Here is a 25,189-nt window from a genome sequence, read left to right on the forward strand (position 1 = left end):
TTCGAGAGGCTCCTGGATGCGCGAAAAGGAGACGCGACGGGGACCAGCGGGTACGGCGGAGGCGTTGCGCGAGGCTGCCAACAGATGTCCTTCCGGAGAGCACGGATGGAATCGAACTGCGCGCACGCCGAACGCCCCGGAAGAATCCAGGGCGTCAAGAGGCAGCGCGAGGGAGCAGCATAACGTAAATGAGAAACGGGTGTCTACTCATAAGATAGATGTCAACCTCGGTGCCGCCATCAGAATGGCACAGCGCGGGTGAACTCGTCAACTCTTACGGTTCGCGGCACGCAGTCGCATCCGTGCTCGGGACCGATGGCGGGGGTGACCGGTGTCGGCTTCACCCTTTTGCACCTGCGTACCGGAAGCCTTCTGTCGCCGATCGGGCGGCACATCACGGTCGACTTCGTCGCGCTCGTCCCGATCCCCTCGGCCGGCGTGGGTTCGTTCACACGCACTCGTCGGCGGGTCTCGGCCCGTGCGGCCGCCGGAGAGCGGTGACCGCACGGGCCCGTACGGGCTCCAGGTCGCTCTAGGTCCGGACCACGGCCACCGGGCAGTGCGCGTGGTGCAGCAAGCCGCGGCTGACCGAGCCGAGCAGCATCGAGCCCAGCGCGCCACGCCCGTGCGATCCCACCACCAGCAGGTCCGCCCGCCCCGACGCCTCGACGAGGGCGTCCACCGGCGTTGCCGAGACGTCGCTCTCGACCACTGTCACCTGCGGGTACCGCGCGTGGGCGGCCTCCAGCCTGTCGCCGACCACCTTGTGCTGGGCGGTGCGGAGCTCGTCCACGTCGTACGGGGCGTCCATGGCGAAGGCGGGCACCAGAAGCTGCCAGGCGTGCACGGCCCTCAGCGTGGCGCCGCGCAGGGCGGCCTGCTCGAAGGCGTAGGCCAGCGCCGGCTCGCACTCCGGCGAGTCGTCCACCCCGACCACGACCTCCCCGTACACCGGACGGTGCCCGCCGAGCACCACCACGACGGGGCAGCGGGCGTGTCCGGCGACGTGGGCGCTGACCGAGCCCAGCAGCGCGCCGGCGAACCCGCCCAGGCCGCGGCTGCCGATGACCAACTCGGTGGCCTCCTTCGCCTGCTCCTGCAGCACCGCGGCGGGCGTGCCCTCCACCTGCCGGGTCGTGACCTCGACCGTCGGCCGGCGCTCGTGGACGAGCGCCTCCGCCTCGCGCAGGGTCCTCGCCCCTTCGATCAGCAGCGCATCGGGCCGATCCGGAAATTTGCTGATTTGGTACGGCGTGCGGTCCACGGCATGCACGATCCGCAGCGGCAACCGCATGCGGAAGGCGTCGTTGGCCGCCCACTCCACCGCGGCCCTTGCGGTCACCGAGCCGTCGACTCCTACGATGATCATGGCGTCCTCCTTCGTCCGCGTCTCCATCCCATCTCGCCCGCACCTGTGCGGTGCAGGGCCGGAGGTCGGTCACGCGCAGGCCGAAGGACCCTGCCATCCCCGAGCCGGTGAGCAGCCGCACGCCACGTCCGCCGCCGCCGCCCGCACGGCCCAGGACAGGCAGCGGCGTTCGTGTCACCGGACCCGGGCCAGCTCCGCGAAAGTGCGAGGTGCGGCCAGGTCCGTCGCGGGCACCACGACGACCGGGCAGGGCGGCCCGGCCAGGCACGACCGCACGACCGCGCCCAGCCCGCCGTCGTCCCGCCGCGCCGCGGAGCCGAGCACCAGCAGGTCGGCCCCCTGCGCGTGTTGCGGGAGGACGGACTCCGGCCGGCCTTGGGCGAGCCGGGGCTCGACGGGGACGCCGGGGTGGCGGTCCCGCACGAACGCGGCCGCGCGATCCAGCGCCGCGGCCGCGCACTCCTGCTCGAAGGCGAGGTCGGCGTGCGGCGAGTACGGGGCGTACGGCGCTCTGTGGCCGAGGTGGCCTCCCCACGCGTGCACGATGACGAGCCGCCCCCGTGCCTCGGCGGCCTCGGCCGCCGCCCACAGCAGAGCGGCCTCCGATTCCGCGGTGCCGTCGGCGCCGACCACGATCTGGTGTGCTCTCATATCACCATCATCGAACGGCACAATCCGGTCATACACGGACGTTGTTCCATCATTACCGGCCTTTGGTCCGTGCCGTACCCGGAGACCGAGGCGGCTCATCACTTGGCGGGCTCCACATCCACGAGGCCTCGGCTTCGCGCGGCGGGGCGACCGACCGACCGACCGGGCAGGGTGCCCGGGAAACCTTCCGTCGCACTCGGTCATCTGTGCCAGATGACGTCGTTGGCGGTGGGTACGTATCCCGCGAACGGGGGTTGGCACCATGGAGATCCGACGAACGGCTTTGCCCCGGATCGGAACGCGGCACGACTGCACCACGCGGTCCGGACAACGGCTGGGCGTGGTCTGCCACCGCGACGGCCGCCGAGATCTGGTGATCTACGACCCGGACGATGCCGACCTCGCCGGTGAGACCGTCGAGCTGGACGGCGACGAGGCGAACGCGGTCGGGCGGTTGCTCGGCTCCCCATGCGAGGACCGAGGGCTCGGCGACCCTCATGGCACGGCCGAGGAACCGGTCAGCGTGAAGCTCACGATCGGGGACGGCTCACCGTACGCCGGCCGACCCATGGGGGAAGCGCGGGTGCGGACCCGTACCGGTGCCTCCGTCGTCGCGGTGGCACGCGCGGGCTCGCTCTTCATCAGCCCGGCCCCGGACTTCGTCTTCGCCCCCGGCGATCTGGTGGTCGTCATGGGCAGCACGGAAGGCATCAGCGCGGCGGCCGACATCCTGGCCGGAGGGTGACGACAGCCGCTACGTCCCTGAGCGGCCGGGACCAGCGGGCCCGTCGGAGCCCGCGGGGTATTCCTGCAGCGGAACGACGTCTCCGGCCCAGGCCGAGATGACCGGGGCGAGCACGCGCCACGCCTCTTCGGCCTCGTCGCCCCTGATGGACAGCGCGGCGTTCCCGTGCAGCACGTCCAGGAGAAGCCGGCCGTAGGGCGGGAGGCCGGGCGGCTCCATCCGCGCGGTGAGCGTGAGCGGTGCGAGGGTGCGCGCGCCGGAGCCGGTGCCGGTCAGGGCCAAGGTCATGCTCTCGGGTTCGAGCCCGAAGCTCAGCACGTTGGGCGCGGCCTCCCCGTTCTGCTCGAACGGCAGGTGGGGCACGGGCCGGAAGCGTACGGCGACCTCTTTGCGATCGTCCGCGAGCGCCTTGCCGCTGCGGAGCCGGAAGGTCGTGCCGGACCAACGCCAGCTTTCGAGTTCCAGCTCCACCTCCGCGAACGTCTCGGTCCGGCGCCGGGGGTCCACGCCGTCCTCCTCGACGTAGGAGGGGACCTCGCGCCCGCCGATCCGGCCGGCCAGATACCGGGCCCGGCGGGTACGGCGTACGACATCGTCGTCCGTGAAGGGCCGCACGGAGCGCAGCACGTCGATCTTCCGGTCGCGCAGATCGCGTTCGCCGAGGCTGAGCGGTGGTTCCATGGCGACCAGGCACAGGACCTGGAGCAGGTGGTTCTGCACCATGTCCTTGAGCGCGCCGACGCCGTCGTAGTAGCCCGCCCTGCCCTCCAGGGCGAGCGTCTCGTTCCAGACGATCTCCACCTCGGAGATGTGCGCGCTGTTCCAGATGGGCTCCAGCACGCGGTTGGCCAGCCGGCTGCCGAGCACGTTCTGGACGGTCGTCATGGCCAGGAAGTGGTCGACGCGGAACACCGCCTGCTCCGGCAGCACGCCGGACAGCAGCCGGTTCAGTTCCACCGCGCTGTCCAGGTCTTCGCCGAACGGCTTCTCCAGCACGAGCCGGCTACCCGGCGGCAGGCCCGCCTGGTGCAGGGCGGTGACCGTTCTGGGGAAGATCGCCGGTGGGAGGGCGAGGTAGACGGCGACGGGCCCGTCACCGGCGACGAGCGACGCGACGTCGGCGGCATCGGTGGCGTCCGCCTGCCGATAACGGACGGAGTCCGCGATCGCCTTCCTGACGTCGGCCGGCTCGGCCGGGCAGTGCCGTTCCAGCTGCGCGGCCGCCCAGCCCCGGAACTCCTCGCCGCTGCGCTCCCCCCTGTCGGCGCACGTCAGCTCGAACCGGTCGTCGAGGTGTCCGCCCGCTCGCAGGGCGGCCAGTGCCGGCAGGAGGTAGCGGGCGTTGAGGTCGCCCGTGGCGCCGAAGACCACGAGTCTGTTGATCATGTCGTGATACCCGCCTTCGCTCGTGCGAGGTTGACGCCGCTCGCGATGATCCCGATGTGGCTGAACGCCTGCGGGAAATTGCCCATGAACGTGCCCGTCGACGGCTCGATCTGCTCCGGCAGCAGGCCGAGCGGGCTCGCGCGGGCGCACAGCGAGGCGTACAGTTCCTCGGCCCGTTCGAGGTGGCCTTGCAGGATCAGGTTGTCGACCAGCCAGAAGCTGCACAGCAGGAAGGCGCCCTCGTCCCCGGGCAGGCCGTCGGGCGAGCGGTCGTGCAGGTACCGGTAGAGCAGGCCGTCACCGGCGGACAGGCGTTCGGCGATGGCCGCGGTGGTGGCCGCCATCCGCGGGTGGTCGGCCGGGATGACCTTCCGCAGCGGCAGTGCGAGCAGGCTGGCGTCGAGACTGCCGCCGCCGTCGAGGTGCTCGCTCAGGCACTGCGCCTTCTCGTCCCAGGACTGGTCGAGGATGAGCCCGCGCAACGTCTCGGCGGTGGCGCGCCACGTCGCGATCGGCCCGGACAGCCCGAGCCGCTCACCGATCGCCGCGGCCCGGTCCAGGGCCACCTGGCACATCCCGGCCGAGTAGGTGAAGACCCGGCCTTCGCCGCGGATCTCCCAGATGCCCTGATCCGGCTGCCGCCACGTGTGCGCGGCCGCCTCGGCGAGCTCCGTCAGGCCGTGCCACAGCGTGGGCTGCAGCTCGCGGCCGGGGAGCAGCCACTGGTCGGCGCAGTCGAGCACCTCGCCGTAGACGTCGTGCTGGCGCTGGTCGGCCGCCCCGTTGCCCCACCGCACCGGAGCGGAGCGCCGGTAGCCTTCCAGCTCCCCGTCCTGGACCTCCTCGGGTACGGGGTTGCCGCGGAGGGTGTACATGATGCGCGGGAGACCGCTCTGTTCGAAGGCGTCGAGGACCCAGCCGAGGAAGGCGTCGGCCTCTTCGTCGAAGCCGACCCGGCGCAGAGCGAACACGGCGAAGGCGGCGTCCCTGATCCAGGTGTAGCGGTAGTCCCAGTTGCGGACACCTCCGATCGGGGCGGGCAGCGAGGAGGTGGGGGCCGCGACCACGGAGCCGTTGACCCAGTCGTCCAGCAGTTTCAGCGTGATCACCGAGCGCCGGACCAGCGCTTCGTGCGGGCCGGTGTACGTGCAGGAGCGCATCCAGCGGCGCCAGGCGTCGGCGGTGTCCCGCAGCATCGCCTCGGGGTCGAACCGGTGATGGCGGTGGATGCGACCCCATGAGAGCACCAGGTCGAGCCGGTCTCCCTCGACCAGGTCGTGCTGGGTGCGCAGCCCGGTCAGCGGACGGTTGGAGCGCAGGTGCAGGCGCAGGTCGGGATGGCGGAAGGCACGTATTTCCAGGCCGCTGCCGAGGACGCGGGACTGCCCGCCGCCGCGCGGCGCCAGCTCCGCCCGCAGCCGTACGGCGCCGTTCAGGACGACGGCGGAGCGGACGAGCTCCGACCGGCCGCCGCCCGAGTCGTCGGTCAGGTCGGCGCCCGCCCGCAGGACCAGCGCGTCGGTGATCCTGACCACGCCGGTCGCGCCGCGCAGTTCGGTGACCAGCACCGCGGTGTCGGGCTCGTAGCGCTGCCTGGCCTCCCTCAGGTCCTCGACGGTCAGGGTGAAGTGCCCGCCGCCGGCGTGGTCGAGCAGGCCGCACAGCACGGGCTCGCTGTCGAAGCGGGGCAGGCACAGCCACGGGATCGAACCGTCCAGGCCGACCAGCGCGGCCGTCGCGCCGTCGCCGATGATGCCGAGATCCTCCAGCGGCAGGTAGCCGTCGAGCCGGCGGACCGGACGGAACGGCGGGTCGAGCTCAAGCATGCCGGCCTCTCAGAACCTGATCAGCACCTTCACGACGTCCTCGAGTTTCTTGTCCGACACCTCGAAGGCGCGCTCCATCTCGTCGAAGTGGAAGGTGTGGGTCGTCATCGGGGTGGGGTCGAGCCGCTTGCCCGCGAGGACGCGCAGCAGCCGCTCCATGCGCAGCCGGCCGCCCGGGCACAGGCCGGTCGCGATCGTCTTGTCGGCCATGCCGACCCCCCACTCGACGCGGGGGATGCGAACGAATTCGCCCTCCCCGTAGTAGCCGGTGTTGGAGACCGTGCCGCCGGGCTTGGTGATCTTGATGGCGGTCTGGAAGGTCGCGTCGGCGCCCAGGGCCTCGATGGCGGTGTCCACGCCCTGACCGTCGGTCAGGGCGAGAACGCGCTCGACGACGTCCTCGGTGGTGAAGTCGACGATCTCGTCGGCACCGTAGAAGCGGGCGAGCTTCTGTCTGCTCGGGACCGACTCGATCCCGATGATCCGGCCGGCGCCGCGCAGCCGGGCGCCGGCGGTCGCCATGAGGCCCACCGGGCCCTGCGCGAGGACGGCGACCGTCCCGCCGATCGGGATGTCGCCCTTCTCCGCGCCCATGAACCCCGTCGAGAGCATGTCGGCGCAGTAGACCGCCATCTCGTCGGGGACCTCGTCGGGGATCTTCGCCAGGTTGGCGTCGGCCTCGTTCACGTGGAAGTACTCGGCGAAGACGCCGTCCTTGATGTTGGCGAACTTGAACCCGCCGAGCGGCCCGCCGGACTGCGACGGGTGCCCGTTCTGGGAGGCGAGGTCGCCCCAGTCGGGGGTGATGGCGCCCACGAGCACCCGGTCGCCGGGCTGGAAGCCCCTGACCTGGTCGCCTGTCTCGTGCACCACGCCGACCGCCTCGTGACCGAGCGTCAGGTTCTCGCGGGGGCCGATGCCGCCCTTGACGGTGTGGGAGTCGGACGTGCAGATCAGGGCGTTGGTGGTCCGTACGACGGCGTCGAGGGGACCCGGTCGCGGGAGCGGCTTGTCCACGAGACCGACGTGGCCGATCTCCTTCATCACGAACGCTTTCATGTCGCCCCCGTAGCACGCCGCTGTCTCCGATACAGCCCGATACCCTCCCAGGCTCGGCGCCTTACGCCACATTCCTCGCTCCAGAGCACCTGCCGCCCAAGTGTTTGGCCTCTCGCACGGGTCGATGCCATCAAAGGGAAGGAACTTTAGGGACAATGCCCGAAATGCTCCGAATATCCTTGAGGCCTCCGAGGGTGGTCCTGGCCAGACCTAGTCACGAACGGGCCAGGTGAAGCCCTGGATCCGGCCTCCTTCCCGCGTTGCACTTCGGTGAGTACCCGACCATCCTCGGAGACCGAAATGTCCGCGCACCCGGCATGCACACCCAGCCAGCTCGACCAGTGCTGGATCCTTCCGTCCGAACCCCGGTCCGTCGCCCTGGCACGGAGGCTCACCCGCACCACACTGGCCGAGTGGCACGTGATGCCGGCGACGATCGACGACGCCACGCTCGTCGTCAGCGAACTCGTCACCAACGCCCTCAGCCACGCCCTGCCGCCCGTCACCTTCAGCCTCGGGCGGACGCCGGGCGGCCTGCGGGGCGAGATCACCGACCACGGCCCGCTCACCACGCTGGCGCCGCTCCCGGGCGGTTCCCTGGCCGCGTGCGGCCGCGGGCTCAAGATGGTCGACGATCTGACCGACCGGTGGGACGTCGACCGGAGCCCGGGGTGCGGCCGCAAGACGGTGTGGTTCGAGATGGCCACCGGCTGAGACGGATTCACCGGCGCAGGGCGGTCTCCCGCTTCATGTGCGACAGCTTCTCGGGATTGCGCACGGCGTAGAGCCCGGTGATGACGCCGTCGTCGACGCGCACCGCGATGACGGTCTCGATCTCGCCGTCGAGCCGGACGATCAGCGCCGGGTGCCCGTTGGCCTGTGCCGGCTCCATCGACACCGTGCGGGAGATCCTGCCGAGCCACTCGATCACCCGGTCGGCTCCCATGACGGGCTCCAGCGCGGCCCGCTTGATTCCGCCACCGTCGGTCAGGAGGACGACATCCGGCGCGAGCACGTCGAGCAGGCGTTGCAGATCGCCCGTTTCCACCGCCCGCTGGAACGCCTTGAGCGCGTCGCGGGACTCGGCCTGGGAGACGGCCCCGCGCGGCCGGCGGGCGGCGACGTGCGCCCGGGCCCGGTGGGCGATCTGGCGGACCGCGGCCGGGTTCTTGCCGACGGCTTCGGCGATCTCGTCGTAGTCCAGGCCGAACACCTCGCGCAGCACGAACACCGCCCGCTCGGTCGGCTGCAGCGTCTCCAGCACCAGCAGCATCGCCATCGAGACGCTCTCGGCGAGCTCGACGTCCTCGGCCACGTCGGGCGTGGTGAGCAGCGGCTCGGGCAACCAGGGGCCGACGTAGGACTCCTTGCGCCGGCCGAGGGTGCGCAGCCGGCTCAGCGCCTGCCGGGTGGTGATCCGGACCAGGTAGGCACGCTGATCCCGTACGGCACCGAGGTCGACCCCCGCCCACCGCAGCCAGGTCTCCTGCAGGACGTCCTCGGCGTCGGCGGCCGAGCCGAGCAGCTCGTAGGCGACGGTGAAGAGCAGGTTGCGGTGGGCGAGGAACGCCTTGGTCGCAGCGTCCGGGCGGTCGTCCTGGCTCATGTCCCCGCCGCGATCTTCGGGCGCGGTCGACGTGCCGGCCATGGGTGGCTCCTCTTCACTTTCCGACTGTGTCACCCATCAGACCCCGGGCCCCGCCGTTTTGTGACAGCCGTGCGCCGCCGGAGCCGCCTGCCTGTGGCGTACGTCACACGGGCGCGCTGTCACAAGGACCGGGCCGTCGGCATCTTGTGGTCGTTCACTGCGGCACACGACAAAGGAACGTCATGAGTTCAGCGCTTGAAACCCTTCGCCGTGACTTCGGCGGCGACATCATCGAACCGGGCGCAGCGGAGTACGAGGCGGCCGGCCGCTCGGTGCTGGCTTCCGGCAGCCCGGCCTACGTCCTGCGGCCCAAGAGCGTCGGCGACGTGCGAGCCGGCGTCAGGTTCGCCGCCGGCGCGGGGCTGCCGCTGTCCGTACGCGGCGGCGGCCACGCCTTTCCCGGCTTCGGCACCAACGACGGCGGCATCGTGATCGACCTCGGCGGACTCGCGAACGTGGAGATCGTCGACGGGGAACGTCACCTCGTGCGGATCGGCGGCGGCGCCACCTGGGGTCAGGTCGCGGCCGCCCTGGCCCCGCACGGCCTGGCGATCTCCTCGGGCGACACCAAGAGCGTCGGCGTCGGCGGGCTGACGTTGACCGGCGGCATCGGCTGGAAGGTCAGGAAGTACGGCCTGGCCCTGGACAACGTGGTCGCCGCCGAGCTGGTCACGGCCGGCGCAGAGGTCGTGCGGGCGAGCGCGGCGGAGAACCCGGAGCTGTTCTGGGCGATCCGCGGCGGCGGCGGCAACTTCGGGATCGTGACCGCCTTCGAGTTCGCGGCGCACCCGACGACGGACGTCTTCTACGGCAGGATCACCTTCCCGGCGGCGGAGGCGGCCACCGTGCTCCAGGGATGGGCGGACCACCTCCGCACCGCCCCCGAAGAGCTCACCTCCATCGCGAACGTGGCCAATCCGTTCGCCGGCGGCGCCGAAGCGCCGGTCGAGATCTGCGTCTCCTTCGACGGCGACGACCCGGGGCTCGCGGCCAAGGCGATCGACCCGATCCGGCGGCTCGGCACAGTGATCGACGACGATGTCGCGCTGACGCCCTATGCGGACACCCTGGTCGACGGCATGATCCCGCCGCCCGGCATCCGGCTCGTCACCCGAAGCGCGTTCGTCGGGAAGGAGTCGGTGGCCGAGGCCCTCGGGGTCCTCGCCGAGGTAGGGACCTCAGGGCGGCCGCCGGCCATCTCCGTGCGCAGCGTCGGCGGCGCGGTGTCCCGGGTCCCCGGCGACGCCACCGCCTACGCGTATCGCCAGGCGGAGTTGATGGTCGTCACCACCATCGTGGGTCCGGAGCCGGTCGTCGAGGCCGCGGGTCCCGCCCTGGCGGCGATCTGGCGGCGACTCGCACCGCACGTCAACGGCGCGTACGCGAACTTCCTCGCCTCCGCCGCCGAGGAGGACGTCGCCGCGATCTATCCGACGGAGACCTACCGGCGGCTGGCGGCGGTCAAGCGGCAGTACGACCCTGGCAACCTGTTCGCCGGCAACCACAACGTCCGGCCTCGGTAGGCTCCGCCGCCCTCATCGCGTCAGGGCCGATGCCGCCAGCGCCGCGAGTTTCTCCTCCGCCGGGGAGCCGGTCGGAGCGGTGTACAGCACGAGGAACAGGTCGGGGTCGGCGGTGGGTGCGAACGACTCCCAGTTGAGCGCCATCGTGCCCACCGCCGGATGGCGGAGACGCTTGACCCCGTACGTGCAGTACGTCACGCGGTGCTCGGCCCAGAAGCGGACGAACTCGGCGGACCGGGCGGTCAGCTCGTCGACCAGCTGACGCGGTCGGGGGCTGCTGCCGGCCCTGCCCAGCGCGCCTCTGAGCCAGGCCGTGGTTTCGATCGCGATGTCCTCCCAGTCGGCGAAGACGTCGCGGGCCCGCGGATCGAGGAACAACCAGCGGATCTCGTTGCGTTCGGCGAGGGGCATGGCGCCGAAGTCGGCCATGAGGACGGCGCCCATCCGGTTGATCGCCACGATGTCCAGGACCTCGGTCATCAACAGCGCCGGCACGGGGTCGAGCATCGTGAGCATGTCCCGCAGCGCGGCCCGCGGCCGGATCGGTGAGGGGCCCGGCGAATGCGCCGGCGTGTCACGGCGGCCGTTGACGAGCTCGCGCAGATGACGCAGCTCCTCGGAGGTGAGCCGCAGGACACCGGCCACCGCCTCCAGCACCTGGTCGGAGACGTTGCCGACGCGCCCCTGCTCCATCCTCGTGTAGTAGTCGACGCTGACCCCGGCCGCCAGGGCGAGCTCCTCGCGGCGCAGCCCCGCGACCCGGCGGCCGTTGGCGCGCCACGGCAGCCCCACGTCCCGCGGCGTCACCCGGGCCCTGCGGGAACGCAGGAACTCGCGCAGCTCATCCGGCTGCTTCATGCTGCCAGTATCGCATGTGCGCAGGTCAAGCCATGGGCCGCATCCGGACGCTCACCTCGGCGCGAACCGCCTGAGCCGCTCGCCGTACCCGCCGGCTTCGAGCACGGCGACGGACGGACCGGCGAGCAGCTGCAACTGCTCGATGACCTCCTGGAGCCGTCCCACGGCGCTGAGGGTGCGGCTCAGCAGCTCGTCCAGATCGACGTGGCCCCGGTTCAGCACGGCCTCCTCCAGCTCCGCGCGCAGGGCGGCGACCGGCGTACGCAGCGCGTGCGCGGCATCCGCGCCGAGCCGGCATTGCTCCTCCAGCAGGCACCGGGCGCGTTTCTCGGCCTCCTCGCTCCGGGCGAGCGCGGCGTTGATCGCGCGGACCAGCCGGGTCGCCGCGGCATCCGCCGCCTCCGTCATCCGCCGGCCGGTGTCGCCGTGGTTGATCAGTTCGAGCTCGCCTGCCATGGCGTCCAGCAGGTAGGTGCACGGTCGCGGCTCGGAGGTGCTGATGGCGCTCACGTCGATCCCCTTTTCCGATCACTGGGCTTCCGGGCGTCCCATGAGATGAAACGCCGGAAGTCATGCGCACGAGCGGCCGCAGCTGGCCTTCCGGTGACTAGGTCCGGCCAGGACCACCTTCCGAGCGTTCCGTACGTCTCGGCTTTCTGGACGACGGCGCAAGTAAGTCGGACTCAAGGCCATTCCACGTCCAGCCCGTGGTGGTTACCGTGACTGTCGTGACACGTATCAGCACACCTTTCGATGCCAAGACGACGGCCGCCGAGATCCTCGCCGGCGTCGACCTCACCGGACGCCGGATCATCGTCACCGGCGGCGCCTCCGGGATCGGCCTGGAGACCGCCCGCGCTCTACGGGACGCGGGGGCCGAGGTGACCGTGGCGACCCGCAACCCCGCCGCCGGCCAGCGGGCCATGGACCTGAGCGACCTCCGCTCGGTGCGCGCGTTCGTGGCCGGGTGGACCGGGCCGGTGCACGCGATCGTGGCGAACGCCGGGATCATGGCGCTGCCCACCCGCGAGGTCGCCGCCAACGGCTGGGAGCTGCAGCTGGCGACGAACTTCCTCGGGCATTTCGCGCTGATCGCCGGCCTGCGCGACAACCTCCGCCAGGCCGGCGACGCGCGGGTGGTCATGGTGAGCTCGGGCGCTCAGCTGCGCTCGCCGTTCGACTTCGACGACCCGCACTTCGAGCGCCGCCCGTACGACCGCTGGGTGGCGTACGCGCAGTCGAAGACGGCCGACGTGCTGCTCGCGGTCGGCATCGCCCGGCGTTGGGCCGCCGACGGCGTCACCGCGAACGCGCTCGACCCGGGCAGCATCCACACCAATCTGCAGCGGCACCTCGACGATGCCACCATGCGCGCGATGGGCGCGATGGACGACGAGGGAAACCTGCTGACCCCGGACCGTTTCAAGACCCCGGAGCAGGGCGCCTCCACCTCGGTGATGCTCGCGGCGTCCCCGCTGCTGGACGGCGTGACCGGCCGGTTCTTCCGCCCGGACAACCAGGAGGCCGACGTGGTGCCGGGCGGCCCCGACGCGACCGGCGGCGTCGCGGCCTGGTCCGTCGACCCGGTCGCCGCCGACCGTCTGTGGGACTACGCGGTCGAGGCAGCGCGGGAATGACGCGGACGTGCGGCGTGGGGGGTCAGCTGTGGAGTGGTCGTGGTCCTGGGTGGCGGCCCAGGCGGACAGGAGGCGGAGGGAGTCGGCGCTCGGCGCGCCGGGGGCCGCGGTGTAGCCGACGAGGGTGAGGCCCGTCAGGAACGCATGCCCGCGCCGTCGAGCAGGGCGGCGGCCGTCACGACGGCGAGTCCGTCGAGCGGCTGCGCCTGTACAACGGCGCGCGCCCCGCAACCGTCGAACACCACGGTCAGCTGGCGGGCCAGCAGGGCGGCGTCCCCGGCCCCGCCGCGTTCGGCCTCCCCCTGGAAGAACGCGGTCAGCGCGTTCTTGGCCCGGCGGGCGACCAGGCTCGCCGGATGCTCGGGCGACTTGACCTCCACGGCCGCCGCCACGAAGGGGCACCCCCGGAAGTCCGCTTCCGCCGTCATCACCTCCAGGCGTTCGAACACGTGCAGGATCCGCGCCCGCGGCGGGCGGTCGTCGTCGGCGGGCGGCAGCAGGAACGCCTCCGAGACGGGCAGCCTGCGCTCCAGGCTCGCCGCGACCACCTCGTCCTTGCTGCCGAACAGCTGGTACATCGAGCGTTTGGACACCCCTGCCGCGCGGCACAGCACCTCGACGCCCACGCCTACGCCGTCTCGGTAGAAGAGCTCTGCCGCGGTGTCGAGCAGGCGATCACGGGTCGAGGCTGGAGCCGCCTGCGTCGTATCCGTCATGTGCCAAGGCTAACCGCTCCGCTTGCCATCTGGAAACCGATCGGTTTACAGTGAGCTGGAAACCGATCGGTTTCCTTGCGTGGGAAGGTGTCTCATGACCAGCATCAAAGGCTCGGTGGCGTTCGTCAGCGGCGGCAGCCGCGGCATCGGGAAAGCCCTGGTGGAGCGGCTCTACGAGCGCGGCGCCGCGAAGGTCTACGCGACGGCCCGCGACCCGCGCGCGGTGACGCACCCCGACGCCGTCCCCGTGGCGTTGGAGGCCACCGACGCCGCCTCCGTGGCCGCGGCGGCCGCCCAGGCGCAGGACGTGACCATCCTGATCAACAACGCGGGCGCGGCGATCCGCGGCGAGTACCTCGGCCCCTCGATCGACGACGTGCGGCAGGAGTTCGAGATCAACTTCTACGGGCCCCTGCTCGCCACGCGCGCCTTCGTGCCGATCATCGAGCGCAACGGCGGCGGCCACATCCTCACCATGCATTCCGCCCTGTCCTGGTTCACCGACGGCACCTCCTACAGCGCCTCCAAGGCCGCCCTGTGGTCGCAGACCAACGCACTGCGCCTGCGGCTGCGCCCGCGCGGCATCGCCGTCACCGGGCTGCACGTCGGCTACGTCGACACGGACATGGCCGTGGGCGTCGACGCGCCCAAGGCGGACGCCCACGAGGTCGCCGCGCTCGCGCTCGACGGCATCGAGCAGGGAGCCCATGAGGTGCTGGCCGACGACGTCTCGCGGCACGTGAAGGCCGCGTTGTCCGCGGACCTGGAGGCCCTGTACCCGCAACTGGCAGAGTAGGGCCGAGGACGCAGGGCGGGGGAACGCTCAACCGGCGCCGGCCCGTGCGAGACTGACCTCAGGCATGTGACGTAGGCACGAAGGGGTTCGATCATCAGCAGCGATTCCTTCCCGCCCGATTCGCCACGACCGCCGCGCCGCCGCGTCGTCGAGTCCGCGATGTTGAACGCCCGCGACCACCGGCAGGCCGACGTCGCCCAGTGGACGTGCCCGCACGGTGAGCACGCCGGTGACGGCTGCGTCAGCTGCTACCACGCCTCCGCCGAGCCCGATCTGTCCCTGCCGCTGTGGGACGTCGCGGCGTGGTTCACCACCGCGCGGCCGATCCCGATCAGGGCCCTGCAGGACATCCACCGCCATGACCGCAGCTTCGCCCTCACCCAGCCGTCGACGCCGCTCGTCTACCTCCTGAGCGGCCAGGTGCGAGCGGCGGTGGCCGCGGAGGCGGTGGCGGGCGTCGTCGGGTTCCTGGTGCAGAACCGGCACGTCGTCGACGAGTTCACCGTCACGGAGATCCGCGCCGTACACCCGTGACCGGCTCCCGCGGGCAGGTCGGCCGGTGGTCGTAGTGCGGGAAGTAGGTCTCCCACTCCTGGGGCGACAGCCCGCCGCCGGCGCGTTCGCAGACGCGGGCCGCCGCACTGTCCGGGCTGATCTCGTACGTCTGCAGCGGCACGCGTTGTCCCGAGGCGTACACGGTGCGGCCATCGGGGCTGAAGGCCAGCGCGAGGATGTAGTCGCCGGCCGTCGGCAGGCTCGACCCGATCGGCCGGCGCGCGACGGTGTCCCAGAGCTGCACCGACTCCCTGCCTCTGGCGACGGCGAGCACGCGGCCATCGGGCGAGAACGCCAGCGCGGTGACTCCCGCTCCGGGCGAGGCGGCCGCGTCCGGTGGGGTCAGTACGCCGAGCCGCCGGGTGAGCCGGCCGTCCCACATGGCGACCCGTCCTGAGTCGTCGCCCGCGGCGAGGTGGCCGCCGTCGGGGCTGAAGGCCAGCACGCTGTTCTCCCCTGGGCTGCCGGAGCCCTTGACCGGCGAGCCGGACGGCAGGTGGACGACATGCCCATGGGTGGTGACCAGGACGCCGTGCCGCGGGTGGAACGCGGGTCCGTATCCGGTGACGCCACCGTCGACCTCGACGCTGGTCCGCCGCCGCAGATCCCACAGTCGCGTGGCGCCCGACGACAATCCCGCGAGGACCAGCAAGGACGCGGAGGTGGAGCCGAAGATCACCGCCCCGGCGGGCGAGCCGTCGTCGGGGACGGCGAACGTGTCCGTCACGCGCTGCTCGACGGTGTCCCAGAGGACGAGCCGCGGTGGTGGCTGATCGTCGTCGCCTCCCACCATCATGTACGCGAGCTTTCGCCCGTCCGGGCTGAACGCCAGCAACGGGGCACAGCCCCAGAAAGGATCCGGTTCCGGCGGGCAAGGGCTCCGCGGCAACTCGACAGGGCGTCGCCCGCTGTCCGGACGCCACATCTGGACGCGGACGTCGTCCGGATCGTTCCGGTGGTAGGCGCGCGCGAGGCTTGCGCCGCCGGGGCCGAAGACAGCAGCCACGGCGACGGAGTCGTGCCATTCCGCGGTGGTGGCCCTGCCCGGATGGAGCGTTCTGACGCTCGTGCTCTGGAGACCCGCGGGGCCTGAAAGGTAGCGGATCCAGTTCGCGTGCGGATCGACCCTCAGGTCGGTGGCCTGCTCACCGGCAAGGACGTGCCGGAACGCGGGCAGGTCAGGAGTGCCAGGGGCGGCGGATCGCCACAGCCTGATCTCGGAGTCGTCGGCGGTGACGACGAACACGCCGTCGGCGCTGAACCCGATGTCCCGCACGTCCGGGTGGCGGATGTGTCTCAGCTCCGCCCCGGAGCCGATGTCCCAGACGCGCACCTCGGACTCGGCGATGACCGCCAGCCCCCGGCCGTCGGGTGTGAAGCGCACGTGCTCGTACTGACACTGCCGGAGGGTGACCTCGGGCGCCCAGGGCGCGGTCAACCGGCGGCCCGCACGGACGTCCCACAGCTGCAGCCGCTCGCCGGGAACGCACAGCGCGAGCAGACGGTCGTCCGCGCTGAGCGTCGCGTCCGGGACGAGCCCGTCCGTCATGTAGCGGCCGTCGTTGCTGCTGAGCTCCATCGGGGCCCCGAGGCCCCATACGGTCGGTCGTGCGCGGACCCCCGCGGCGGCGTCCCGCGGGGTGCGCACCTGGAACAGGGTGCGCCGGTCGGCCGTGTCCCACACCTGGATCTCGTACCGGGAGCCGATGGCGCGATAGCCGATGAGGCTGCGCCCGCTCGTGCTCAACTCGGTCCCGTCGGTGACGACGCCCAGGGCCTTGTCGTCCTGGCGGGCGGTGGGCAGGTCCCACAGCCTCACCTCGCCCGCCGGTCCCACGATGGGCAGCCTCTGCCCGTCGCCTTTGAACGTGCCCGTCTCGTGCAAGCCGGAGCCCCGCAGGGAGGCGGTCCTACGGCGGGTCCCCACGTCCCAGACGGAGATCTCGGACGTGCCGACACTGGTCAGCGTGCGGCCGTCGAGGCTCAGGTGATGCCTGGCGTGTCGTTCGCTGACGGGGACGAAGGTGTCCTGCTGCCGCTGGCCGCTCGCGGTGAGCAGGGCCGAGCGGGTCTCCGGGAGGTCGGCCAGCTGCCAGGCGGCGAGGCTGAGCCGCATCGCCGTGACCGGGTCGAACTCGCGCAGGCTCTCGGCGACGCCGACGGCCTGGCGGGCGTCGGCCTCGCGCTGGCGCCGCTGGCCGATCTGGCTCTGCTGCCAGGCCAGCGTTCCCGTCACCAGGGCCAGGACCAGCAGCACCGACACGGCCGCGGTGCGCCGTCTCCTGCGGCGCCGTGCGCGGTCGTGAGCCGCGATTCCGGCGGCCAGGAACTCGTGTTCCAGCGGCGTGAGATCGCCGCGTCCGGCGAGGTGCTCGCGTGCGACGGACAGCCGCGTCCCGCGATACAGGGTGCCGGGGTCGCGGTCGAGCTCCAGCCAGGCGTTGGCCGCCTCCGTGAGGTGCCGCTGCAGCCGCATCCGCTCGCGGTCTTCCTCGATCCAGCCGCGCAGCCGGGGCCAGGCGGTCAGCAACGCCTCGTGCGCCACCTCGGCCCGGTCCTGCTCCACCGTGATGAGCCGGGCACCGGCCAGCCGCTCCAGCAGCAGCTCGTCCTCGGCCTGCGTCACCAGCTCGGCCCGTTCGGCCGGGCGGCGGGTCTCGGGGGCGTCCTGGCCAGGGGTGACCAGGCGCAGCATGAGGCGCCGTAACCGGCGCCGCTGGTCCTCCGACAAACCGGCGTAGAGCTCCTCCGAGGTACGGGCGATCGCCCCGTGGATGCCGCCGGCCGCCTCATAGGCGGCCGTCGTCAGCGCTCTGCCATGGCGGCGGCGCCAGGTTTCGAGCAGCACGTGGGACATCAACGGCAGGCCGCCGGGTTCGCCGTCGATCTCCTCGACGATGCGGGCGGTCAGCTGCCGCTCCACGATCAGCCCCGCGGCGGCGGCCGGTCTGACGATCGCCTCGCGCAGCTCCGCCCGGCTCATCGGGGTCATCAGGACGGTGGCGTCCTTCACCGCCTCGGCCAGCGCCCGGTGGCCGGCGCAGTGGCCGGCGAAGTCGGCGCGTACGGCGATGACGACCCGTGCGCCCGCGGCGGCGCGGGTCAGCAGCGCGTCGATGAACGCGGCGCGTTCGTCCGGCCTGCCTTCCAGGGTGAAGACCTCCTCGAACTGGTCCACGAGGATCGCGTCGTCATCCGGTACGGCTGGATGCCGTCCCGGCGTCAGCACGCTCACCGATCCCAGCTCCCTCAGGCGGGCCAGCAGCCCGGCGCGCAGCAGCGAGGACTTGCCGCTGCCGGACGGGCCGAGCAGCAGCACCACCCGATGCCGCCCGACGAGCGCGCAGAGTCGCTCCACGAGCGCGTCACGCCCGAAGAAGAGATCGTGATCGGTGTCCTCGAACCGGGCGAGCCCGCGATAGGGCGCCCGCGCCCCGGCCCGGTCGGCCGTGTGCTCCCGGCCGGCTTCGTGCCAGCGCTGCTCCCAGTCCTCCGGGTCCCCGCCGCAGGCCTGGACGTAGGCGAGGGTGACCGGCAGGGACGGCATCTTGTGGCCGGCGGCCGCCTGCGCCAGCGTCGCGGCCGCATAGTGCACCCTGGCGGCCATCGCCCGGTAGGTCGGGCCGCCGGCTTCCTGACGGAGCTTGCGTAGCTCGAACGCGAAACGTGCGATGGGCCCCTCGGACGGATCCAGCGGTTGCTCACGCCGCCCCACAGCACCCCCGACCAGCTCCGCAGATCAACTTTCACAAAAATAGGCATCCCTCACAGGGTCGGGCAAGACCACGATGTCGCCACTGAAGCCCTGGATCCAGACCGTCCCATCGGCTACGTGTCGACGACGTCGCGCGCCCGCCCCGGCTCGACGAGATCCCGTTGGCCACGGCCGAGGCGACCCGCTCCGTCCACCCCGCTCGTCAGCGCCGGCCCAGGCGCAGACACGCCCTTCTGAGGTCAGGGCCCGCCGGCCCCCGGGCCGGCGGGCCCTGACCTCACCCCCACAGTTCCTCGTCCAGATGGCGCTCGCGCCACTCCTCCGGCGGTTCGGCGAGCCAGTCGTGGCCGAAGATCGCGTACGGGGGGTGGGCGCATTCCAGCTCGTGGTGGCCCAGATATCGCATCAACGGCCGCCACAGCGGCCCGTTCGCCACGACCAGGTACGAGGCAGCCGTGCCCGGTTCGTGCAGCCAGTCGCGCAACAGCCGGGCCTGGAAGAGGTCCGTGATCGGGGACGGTCCGGCCTCGACGGCGGGGCGGATCAGGTGCCGCGCGACCGCGATGTGCAGGCCCTGGGGCACGGCCATGCGCCGGCTCACGTCCTCCCAGATGCCGGCGACGACGGGGTCCGCCTCCAGCTCCTCCCGCTGCGGCTCGCCCAGGGTGAGCCGGCTCATGAAGGCGCGCAGCGCCCCGGTCGTGCGGCACCGCAGCACGGAGAACGCTCCCGGCCGGCGGCCCAGCCAGAACCGGACGGACGCCGCCGTGCACTCGCCGTGGTGGTCGCGGGCCATGGTGACGAGCTCCTCGTGGTCGGCGGGGGTGACCGGCGATTCCCGCACGCCCGCGTCGCCGGCCTGCGAGACGTACCGGTTCACGACACCGCCGCGCCGGCGCAGGTGACCGATCGTCCGCATCACCGCGACGCTCGCCCGGGGTTCGCGGGCGTCGCGCAGGAGCCGTCCCATGACGTAGCGGCGGATCCGCAGGTGCATCTGCTCGTAGCCGACCGGGTCACGCCACCTCAGGTGGTGGTCGAGGGCTTCGCGCAGCACACCGTTGATCTCCAGGCCGTGGACGGCCGGCTCGACGTAGGCCTGCGCACGGAGCCAGTCGAACAGCTCCGCCGCCGGGCCGCCCGGCACCACCGCCCTGAGGAGGTCCTCGGTGGTGTGGCGCGCGTGCGCGCACACGTGCAGGGCCCAGCGATGCGCGGGCGTCGGCACGTCGCCGGTCAGCCGCGCGAGCACGGTGTCCACGACATACCGCGACGGCATGGCCGGCGTGTCCCTGCTGACCTCCGCGGCGAGCGACAGGGCGAACGGGTTGCCTGCCGCGAAGTCCACCAGGGACGTCCGCAGGCCGGGGTCGACGCCGCGGGCTTCGAGCAGCTGCGCAGACTCCGCGGCGGTGAGGGCGTCGAGGTGCCGGATCACGATCGTGCCCGACCAGGCCGGATCGGTGAGCCAGCCGGGGCTGGGCCCGTTCGTGCCCTCCAGCACGACGACCGAGCCACCGGGCAGCTGACGCAGGCACTCGTCGCGCAGCCACGGTTCGAGGTCGTCCAGCCGTTCGAAGGCGTCGACGAGCAGGACCGGGCCTTCGGCACCGGAGAGCTCCCGGGGGCATCGCCGGAAGCGCTCGCGCGCGTCGTGGGCCGAGCCGTCGAGGTGCCACACCCGCCGGCCGGCGGCGGTGGCGTCGGCGGCGAACGCGCGCAGCAGCGCCGACTTGCCGATCCCGGTGGGGCCGCGGACGAACAGCAGCGGAGACCCGCCGCCGCGGTCGTCGCGCAGCAGCTCCAGGAACGTGGCCCGCTCCGCGGCCCTGCCGACGAAGTGCCGGTCCGGACGTGCGCCTCCGCCGGTCCACGGAGTCGCGAACTCGTCGTGGTCGGCGTCGGCCCGCAGGATCCTCTCGTGGATCGCCCGCAGCTTCGGCCCGGGGCCGACGCCCAGCTCCTTGTCCAGCAGGTCGCGGACCATCCGGTAGGCCTCCAGCGCCTCCGCCCGCCTGCCGCCGCGGTACAGGGCGAGCAGGTAGATCTCGTAGAGCGGCTCCTCCAGACGGTTCAGCTCGATGAGCGGCGGGACCTCGGCCGCCACTTCGGCGTGCTCGCCCATGTCCAGCTGGAGCCGCAGCAGCTCCTGCGTGGCGGTCAGCTTCAGCCGCTCCAGCCGGTGCCGCTCGCGTTCGGCGGCCTCGCCGGGCACGCCGGCCAGCGCGGTGCCCGTCCACAGGCAGAGCGCCTGCTCCAGGCGTTTCGCCGCCACCATGAGGCGGCCGTCCGCGCGTTCGCGCCGGGCGGTCTCCACCAGCTCGTCGAACTCGCCGGCGTCCAGCGCGAACGACGACGGGTCGAGCATGTAACCGCCGGACCGCGAGGAGATCGCCGAGTCCAGGCCGTGCTCCGCCAACAGCCGCCGGATGCGGGAGACGTACGTGCGGATCACCGGTTCGCAGCTGACCGGCGCGCGCTCGCCCCACACTCCGTCGATCAGCTCACCGATCCCCACGAAGCCGCCGCCGTGGGCCAGCAGCAGCATCAGGACGGCCTGCTGTTGCGGCGATCCGAGATCCAGCCGCGTGTCCCCGCAATGAAGACCGGGCGGCCCGAGGATGGTGAACCGGGCCGAGACACCGGCCGGTTGTCCGATCACGATCGGGATGCGTCCCTTCAGGAGAGGTGGACCCGACGTGTGGGTCCGCTACATCCGGCAACGCTAGGCTCGCGCGGCCGGCCGCCGCGACCGTCACGTGACGCTGTCCGTGTACGTCACTCGCCCCCATGACGTACGCCTGCGGGGTCATCCGGCCGCCGCGGGAGCAGTCACTCCCCCAGCGTCCGCAACATGCGGGCGAGATCGGCCCGGGAGCTCGCCCCGAGTTTGGGGAAGATCCGGTGCAGGTGGGTGCCGACGGTCCGGTGCGACAGGTAGAGCCGCTGGCCGATCTCCCGGTTCGTCAGCCCCTCGGCGGCCAGTTGCGCGATGCCCAGCTCGTGCGGGGTGAGCTTCTCCCGCGCGTCGGGGCCCCGGTTCGGGCTCGACTCCCCCGCGCCGCGCAGCTCGCGGCGGGCGCGCTCGCTCCACGCGGCCAGGCCGAGCGCGTCGAAGGTCTCCCTGGCCGTACGCAGGTGCGCCCGCGACTCCACCACCCGGCGCCGGCGCCGCAACCATTCGCCGAACGCCAGGTGCAGCCGCCCGCGCTCGGCGGGCCACCCGGTCAGGTCGGCCCGCAGCGCGGCCGTGAACAGGGCCTCGGCCTTCTCGTTCGGGGCGAGCACGGCCCGCGCGTAGCGCAGCCCGATGTGCAATGCCGGCGACGGCGTCGACGCGGCCAGCGGCTCCAGCTCGCGCAGGATGCGGCGCATGGCGTCGGTCCGCCCGGCGCGTACGGCGGCCTCGGTGAGCTCCGCGACGCAGTAGGCGCGCAGGGCCAGCTGGTAGGCCGGGTCGGCGGGATCGAGCAGCCGGCTCAGCCCGGCGAACGCGTCGTCGAAGCGCCCTTCGCTCAGGGCCGCCAGGCCGCGCGCGAGCTGGACGGTGGCCAGGACCGGCCGGGCGCACGGCGCGAGCGCGAGGCGTTCCGCCTCGCCGGCGAGCCTCTGCGCCTCCTCGTGGTCGCCCCGCAACGCGGCGATCTCCGCCTGGACGGCCCTGGCCAGCCCGTACATGAACGGCTGGCCGGTCTCCTGGGCGAGCCTGGCGGCCTCCGCCGCGGCGGGCACGGCCGTGGCCAGGTCGCCGAGCCTGGCCCCGCTGCACGCCTGGACGGCCAGCGCCCGGGGCAGGAGCCCGAGCCGGCCCTGGGCGCGCAGGCCGGGCGCGGCCGCCACGGAGAAGCGGACGGCCAGGTCGAACGCCCCCACCTGCAGGGCCGCGCTGCCCAGGTAACGATCGACCTCGGGGTCCGCTCCGGCGGCCCCGGCCAGCGTACGGAGCCCGTCGAGCACGGCGGCGCCCCGCTCGAACGGCGCGACGTACGCGCTGATCGCGACCATGCGCGGATCGCCGCCGGGCAGGGGCAGCCGGTCGGCCACGGCCAGCAGCGCCCGGCGGGTGGCGGGGCCGGGTTCGGACCAGAAGCAGCGCATGGCGGCGCCCCACAGGATCCGCGTGGCCGGCTCGGCGTGTCCTTCCGCGGCGACCGAGGCGGCCAGCTCGGCGAGTTCCGGCACGCGGGAGACGTCCTCGCGCACGCCGTCCTCGAAGCCGCTGAGCAGCCAGGCGGCGGTGGCGCGCCGGCGCGGGGTGAGGTCGAGGGCCTGGGCGTCGCGCACCAGGCGTTCGGCTGTGTCGCGGCGGCCTGACTCGACCGCGAGCTCGGCCGCTCGCAGCAGCCTGCCCGCCCGCGGGCCCTGGCCTTCGCTCAGCCGGGCCGCCTGCTCCAGCGCCGCGACCGCCGCGGCGACCCCGCCTCTGCGCAGGGCACGGTCGGCGGCGCACTCCAGCTCGGCCGCCACGCTCTCGTCGGCGCCGCCGGTCGCGGCGGCCCGGTGCCAGGCCCGCCGGTCCGGCTGTTCGCGCAGCGTGCCGGCGAGGGCGAGGTGGGCCTGCCGGCGCTCGGCGAGCGTCGCAGCGGCCGGGACGGCCGCGCGGATCAGGGGGTGGCGGAACGTCACCGTGCCGGCGCCCAGCTCGATCAGCCGTGCCTCGACGGCCGGTGCGAGGATCTCCGGCTCGGCGGCCTGGCCCAGGAGCAGACCGGCGGCTGCGAGCGTCTCGGCCACCGAGTCGCTCTGGTTCAGCGCCGCGACCAGCAGCGCCGTACGGGCCGGCGCCGGCAGCGCGGAGATCCGGGAGGTGAACGTGCGCTCCAGCCGATCGCTCAGCGGCAGCACCGGGCCGGGCCCGGCGAGGTCCCCCACGGCGGCGGGGAGTTCGGTCAGCGCCAGCGGGTTCCCCGCCGCCTCCTCCAGCAGCCGCGCCCGCGCCTCCGGGGCGAGGCCGGGGGCGACCGAGCCGAGGACCTCGGCCGCGACCTCGTCGGAGAGCCGCCCGACGTGCATCGGTGTCAGCCCCGCGTCCCGCAGGGGTGAGCGCTCGTCCTCCCGGAGGGTGGCGATCAGTATGACAGGCTCGGACTCGATACGGCGCGCCACGAAGGCGAGGACGTCCACGCCGGCGCGATCCAGCCACTGCACGTCTTCGGCGACGACCAGCAGCGGCCGGTCAGCGGCCGTGTCGGCCAGCAGGCTCAGCGTGGCCAGCCCGACGAGGTAGGCGCTCGGCTCGCCCGGATCGGCGAGGTCGGCGCCCGGCCTCGCCGGGTCGGGGAGGCCCAGGGCGGTGTGCAGGGCGGTGCGCTGTGCGGCGGGGAGCGCGGCCGCGGTCGCCCGGATCGGGTACAGCAGCTGATGCAGGCCGGCGTAGGCGAGGTTCTGCTCGGCTTCCACGCCGGTCGTCGTCAGCACGCGGAAGCCGGCGGCCGTCGCCGCCGATACGGCGGTCTCGGCCAGCGCGGTCTTGCCGATGCCGGGCTCCCCGTGGATGAGGACGCCGCTGCGTTCTCCCGGCCGGTCGATGAGCTCGGCCAGGGTTTGCAGCTCGGTTTCCCGTCCGAAAAGCGACATGGTGCGGCACCCCCCGTTGTGTCCGCGTCAGTCCCCCGAGGGCGACACTACCGAAGTGGCCGGGGTACGCCGCGTCCCGGTGCCGAGCGGGGACGTATACGTTCCGCAGAGGCGATCCGGTGCGGACGTCGATCATTCGTCGACGTCCTGCTCCTAGGCTTCCCCCCATGCCGAACCACACCGACACCTCCGGTTTCCGCCGGCGCGCCACGGCGTGGCCGGCCGGGGCCGCCATCGTTGTCCGGTCCGGCGTCACGGCGGGTGAGCGGCCATGACGCTCGGACTCGCGGTGCCCTTCACCGACCCGGCCGCGCTGGTCGCGTGGGCTCGACGTGCGGACGAAGGTCCGTACGGCAGGATCGGCGTGGCGGACCGGATCGTGTACGACAATCCGGAGCCCATGGTCATGCTCGCCGCGATGGCGGCGGTGACCGGGCGGATCCGGGTGCAGTCGGAGGTGGTGCTCGCGCCCCTGCGCGACCCGGTGCTGCTGGCGAAGCAGAGCGCGACGCTCGACGTGTTGTCCGGTGGCCGGTTCACCCTCGGCCTGGGGGCCGGCGCGCGGGAGGACGACTTCCGCGCGGTGGGCGCCGACCACGCCACCCGCGGGCGGCGGATGGACGAGCAGCTGGCGACCATGTGCCGGGTGTGGGCCGGCGAACCGGTGGCCCAGGGGATCGCGCCGATCGGTCCGGCGCCGGTGAGCGAGGGCGGCCCCGAGCTGCTGTTCGGCGGGTTCGTGCCGCGGGCTCTGGCGCGGGTCGCCCATTGGGGCGCCGGTTACGCGTGCCCGGCTCCGCCGCGCTCCGCGGGGGCACTGTTCGAGCTGGTCAGGCAGCAGTGGCGGGACGTGGGCCGCCCGGGCGAGCCGCTGCTCGTCGCTCAGGTGAACGTCGCCCTGGGTCCTGAGTCCACGGTGGCGCAGGCGCGGGCGGCGCTGCTGCGCTATTACGCGTTCGCGCCGGACCTGGCCGAGCAGACGCTGCAGGCGATGGCGACCACGCCCGCGGAGATCCGGGCGATGGTCGCCGCCCATCGGGACCTGGGCGCCCACGAGGTGATGCTGAGCTGCTGGTCCGGCGACATCGAACAGGTCGACCGGCTCGCCGACCTGCTGGCGTGACCGCT

General features: G+C 72.7%; 19 protein-coding genes. 7 read left to right on the forward strand and 12 right to left on the reverse strand.

What is annotated here, in order from left to right; genetic code table 11:
• Positions 1–532 precede the first annotated feature (532 nt).
• On the reverse strand, positions 533–1,369 hold the full coding sequence (locus tag ACIBP6_RS12450; protein WP_397051540.1) for a universal stress protein: 837 nt from the start codon (positions 1,367–1,369) through the stop codon (positions 533–535).
• Between the two features lie 174 nt (positions 1,370–1,543).
• Positions 1,544–2,020 (reverse strand): universal stress protein, encoded by a 477-nt coding sequence (locus ACIBP6_RS12455; protein ID WP_397051542.1) that lies wholly within the window; start codon positions 2,018–2,020, stop codon positions 1,544–1,546.
• Between the two features lie 262 nt (positions 2,021–2,282).
• On the opposite strand from ACIBP6_RS12455, the gene ACIBP6_RS12460 reads away from it, so the two are divergent.
• Complete coding sequence (locus ACIBP6_RS12460) at positions 2,283–2,765, forward strand: cation:proton antiporter regulatory subunit (RefSeq protein ID WP_397051544.1); 483 nt, start codon at positions 2,283–2,285, stop codon at positions 2,763–2,765.
• A 9-nt stretch (positions 2,766–2,774) separates the two neighbouring features.
• On the opposite strand, the gene ACIBP6_RS12465 is transcribed toward ACIBP6_RS12460, so the two are convergent.
• From ACIBP6_RS12465 to ACIBP6_RS12475, 3 genes are read right to left on the reverse strand one after another with little or no spacing between them, the layout of a single operon-like run.
• Positions 2,775–4,151, reverse strand: coding sequence for a glucose-6-phosphate dehydrogenase (locus tag ACIBP6_RS12465; protein ID WP_397051546.1), 1,377 nt, complete (start codon positions 4,149–4,151; stop codon positions 2,775–2,777).
• Positions 4,148–5,977 (reverse strand): glycoside hydrolase family 15 protein, encoded by a 1,830-nt coding sequence (locus ACIBP6_RS12470; protein ID WP_397051548.1) that lies wholly within the window; start codon positions 5,975–5,977, stop codon positions 4,148–4,150. The genes ACIBP6_RS12465 and ACIBP6_RS12470 overlap by 4 nt, the downstream gene beginning before the upstream one ends.
• A 9-nt stretch (positions 5,978–5,986) precedes the next feature.
• Positions 5,987–7,036, reverse strand: coding sequence for an NAD(P)-dependent alcohol dehydrogenase (locus tag ACIBP6_RS12475; RefSeq protein ID WP_397051550.1), 1,050 nt, complete (start codon positions 7,034–7,036; stop codon positions 5,987–5,989).
• A 300-nt stretch (positions 7,037–7,336) separates the two neighbouring features.
• On the opposite strand from ACIBP6_RS12475, the gene ACIBP6_RS12480 reads away from it, so the two are divergent.
• Positions 7,337–7,750 (forward strand): ATP-binding protein, encoded by a 414-nt coding sequence (locus ACIBP6_RS12480; protein WP_397051552.1) that lies wholly within the window; start codon positions 7,337–7,339, stop codon positions 7,748–7,750.
• Positions 7,751–7,757: 7 nt separating this feature from the next.
• On the opposite strand, the gene ACIBP6_RS12485 is transcribed toward ACIBP6_RS12480, so the two are convergent.
• Positions 7,758–8,684, reverse strand: a complete 927-nt coding sequence (locus ACIBP6_RS12485) for an RNA polymerase sigma-70 factor (protein WP_397051554.1) — start codon at positions 8,682–8,684, stop codon at positions 7,758–7,760.
• Positions 8,685–8,866: 182 nt separating this feature from the next.
• Here ACIBP6_RS12485 and ACIBP6_RS12490 point away from each other — a divergent pair, with 182 nt between their 5' ends.
• Complete coding sequence (locus ACIBP6_RS12490) at positions 8,867–10,207, forward strand: FAD-binding oxidoreductase (RefSeq protein ID WP_397051556.1); 1,341 nt, start codon at positions 8,867–8,869, stop codon at positions 10,205–10,207.
• Positions 10,208–10,219: 12 nt separating this feature from the next.
• Here the strand turns inward: ACIBP6_RS12490 and ACIBP6_RS12495 are convergent, their stop codons facing one another.
• The gene (locus tag ACIBP6_RS12495; protein WP_397051558.1) at positions 10,220–11,065 is read right to left on the reverse strand and encodes a helix-turn-helix domain-containing protein; all 846 of its coding nucleotides are present in this window, start codon (positions 11,063–11,065) and stop codon (positions 10,220–10,222) included.
• A gap of 51 nt (positions 11,066–11,116) precedes the next feature.
• Positions 11,117–11,575: a histidine kinase dimerization/phospho-acceptor domain-containing protein gene (locus tag ACIBP6_RS12500; protein WP_397051560.1), complete on the reverse strand. Its 459-nt coding sequence runs from the start codon at positions 11,573–11,575 to the stop codon at positions 11,117–11,119.
• A 218-nt stretch (positions 11,576–11,793) separates the two neighbouring features.
• On the opposite strand from ACIBP6_RS12500, the gene ACIBP6_RS12505 reads away from it, so the two are divergent.
• Positions 11,794–12,702 carry an SDR family NAD(P)-dependent oxidoreductase gene (locus ACIBP6_RS12505; RefSeq protein ID WP_397051562.1) on the forward strand — a complete coding sequence of 303 codons (909 nt, stop codon included), beginning with the start codon at positions 11,794–11,796 and terminating at the stop codon, positions 12,700–12,702.
• Between the two features lie 134 nt (positions 12,703–12,836).
• On the opposite strand, the gene ACIBP6_RS12510 is transcribed toward ACIBP6_RS12505, so the two are convergent.
• On the reverse strand, positions 12,837–13,418 hold the full coding sequence (locus ACIBP6_RS12510; RefSeq protein WP_397051564.1) for a TetR/AcrR family transcriptional regulator: 582 nt from the start codon (positions 13,416–13,418) through the stop codon (positions 12,837–12,839).
• A 94-nt stretch (positions 13,419–13,512) separates the two neighbouring features.
• Between ACIBP6_RS12510 and ACIBP6_RS12515 the strand changes: the two genes are divergently transcribed.
• Positions 13,513–14,214 (forward strand): SDR family oxidoreductase, encoded by a 702-nt coding sequence (locus tag ACIBP6_RS12515; protein ID WP_397051566.1) that lies wholly within the window; start codon positions 13,513–13,515, stop codon positions 14,212–14,214.
• 159 nt (positions 14,215–14,373) lie between these two features.
• Positions 14,374–14,748 carry a hypothetical protein gene (locus ACIBP6_RS12520; protein WP_132614365.1) on the forward strand — a complete coding sequence of 125 codons (375 nt, stop codon included), beginning with the start codon at positions 14,374–14,376 and terminating at the stop codon, positions 14,746–14,748.
• On the opposite strand, the gene ACIBP6_RS12525 is transcribed toward ACIBP6_RS12520, so the two are convergent.
• From ACIBP6_RS12525 to ACIBP6_RS12535, 3 genes are all read right to left on the reverse strand, one after another.
• Entirely contained in the window at positions 14,720–18,484 is a 3,765-nt protein-coding gene (locus tag ACIBP6_RS12525) for an nSTAND1 domain-containing NTPase (protein ID WP_397051568.1), read from the reverse strand. The genes ACIBP6_RS12520 and ACIBP6_RS12525 overlap by 29 nt on opposite strands.
• Positions 18,485–18,761: 277 nt before the next feature.
• On the reverse strand, positions 18,762–21,146 hold the full coding sequence (locus ACIBP6_RS12530; protein ID WP_397051570.1) for a BTAD domain-containing putative transcriptional regulator: 2,385 nt from the start codon (positions 21,144–21,146) through the stop codon (positions 18,762–18,764).
• Positions 21,147–21,316: 170 nt separating this feature from the next.
• Positions 21,317–24,061 carry an ATP-binding protein gene (locus tag ACIBP6_RS12535; RefSeq protein ID WP_397051572.1) on the reverse strand — a complete coding sequence of 915 codons (2,745 nt, stop codon included), beginning with the start codon at positions 24,059–24,061 and terminating at the stop codon, positions 21,317–21,319.
• 271 nt (positions 24,062–24,332) lie between these two features.
• On the opposite strand from ACIBP6_RS12535, the gene ACIBP6_RS12540 reads away from it, so the two are divergent.
• Positions 24,333–25,184 (forward strand): LLM class flavin-dependent oxidoreductase, encoded by an 852-nt coding sequence (locus ACIBP6_RS12540; protein ID WP_397051574.1) that lies wholly within the window; start codon positions 24,333–24,335, stop codon positions 25,182–25,184.
• Positions 25,185–25,189: the final 5 nt, after the last annotated feature.

Origin of the sequence: Nonomuraea terrae (genome assembly GCF_044465245.1) — a bacterium.
Classification (GTDB): Bacteria; Actinomycetota; Actinomycetes; order Streptosporangiales; family Streptosporangiaceae; genus Nonomuraea; species Nonomuraea terrae.

Excerpts from the sequence above, each read along its gene's own strand:
- ACIBP6_RS12540 (WP_397051574.1), top strand. The coding sequence starts at position 24,333 with ATGACGCTCGGACTCGCGGTGCCCTTCACCGACCCGGCCGCGCTGGTC.
- ACIBP6_RS12455 (WP_397051542.1), bottom strand. The coding sequence starts at position 2,020 with ATGAGAGCACACCAGATCGTGGTCGGCGCCGACGGCACCGCGGAATCG.
- ACIBP6_RS12475 (WP_397051550.1), bottom strand. The coding sequence starts at position 7,036 with ATGAAAGCGTTCGTGATGAAGGAGATCGGCCACGTCGGTCTCGTGGAC.
- ACIBP6_RS12480 (WP_397051552.1), top strand. The coding sequence starts at position 7,337 with ATGTCCGCGCACCCGGCATGCACACCCAGCCAGCTCGACCAGTGCTGG.
- ACIBP6_RS12515 (WP_397051566.1), top strand. The coding sequence starts at position 13,513 with ATGACCAGCATCAAAGGCTCGGTGGCGTTCGTCAGCGGCGGCAGCCGC.
- ACIBP6_RS12495 (WP_397051558.1), bottom strand. The coding sequence starts at position 11,065 with ATGAAGCAGCCGGATGAGCTGCGCGAGTTCCTGCGTTCCCGCAGGGCC.
- ACIBP6_RS12535 (WP_397051572.1), bottom strand. The coding sequence starts at position 24,061 with ATGTCGCTTTTCGGACGGGAAACCGAGCTGCAAACCCTGGCCGAGCTC.
- ACIBP6_RS12520 (WP_132614365.1), top strand. The coding sequence starts at position 14,374 with ATGTTGAACGCCCGCGACCACCGGCAGGCCGACGTCGCCCAGTGGACG.
- ACIBP6_RS12470 (WP_397051548.1), bottom strand. The coding sequence starts at position 5,977 with ATGCTTGAGCTCGACCCGCCGTTCCGTCCGGTCCGCCGGCTCGACGGC.
- ACIBP6_RS12465 (WP_397051546.1), bottom strand. The coding sequence starts at position 4,151 with ATGATCAACAGACTCGTGGTCTTCGGCGCCACGGGCGACCTCAACGCC.
- ACIBP6_RS12510 (WP_397051564.1), bottom strand. The coding sequence starts at position 13,418 with ATGACGGATACGACGCAGGCGGCTCCAGCCTCGACCCGTGATCGCCTG.
- ACIBP6_RS12485 (WP_397051554.1), bottom strand. The coding sequence starts at position 8,684 with ATGGCCGGCACGTCGACCGCGCCCGAAGATCGCGGCGGGGACATGAGC.
- ACIBP6_RS12460 (WP_397051544.1), top strand. The coding sequence starts at position 2,283 with ATGGAGATCCGACGAACGGCTTTGCCCCGGATCGGAACGCGGCACGAC.
- ACIBP6_RS12450 (WP_397051540.1), bottom strand. The coding sequence starts at position 1,369 with ATGATCATCGTAGGAGTCGACGGCTCGGTGACCGCAAGGGCCGCGGTG.
- ACIBP6_RS12490 (WP_397051556.1), top strand. The coding sequence starts at position 8,867 with ATGAGTTCAGCGCTTGAAACCCTTCGCCGTGACTTCGGCGGCGACATC.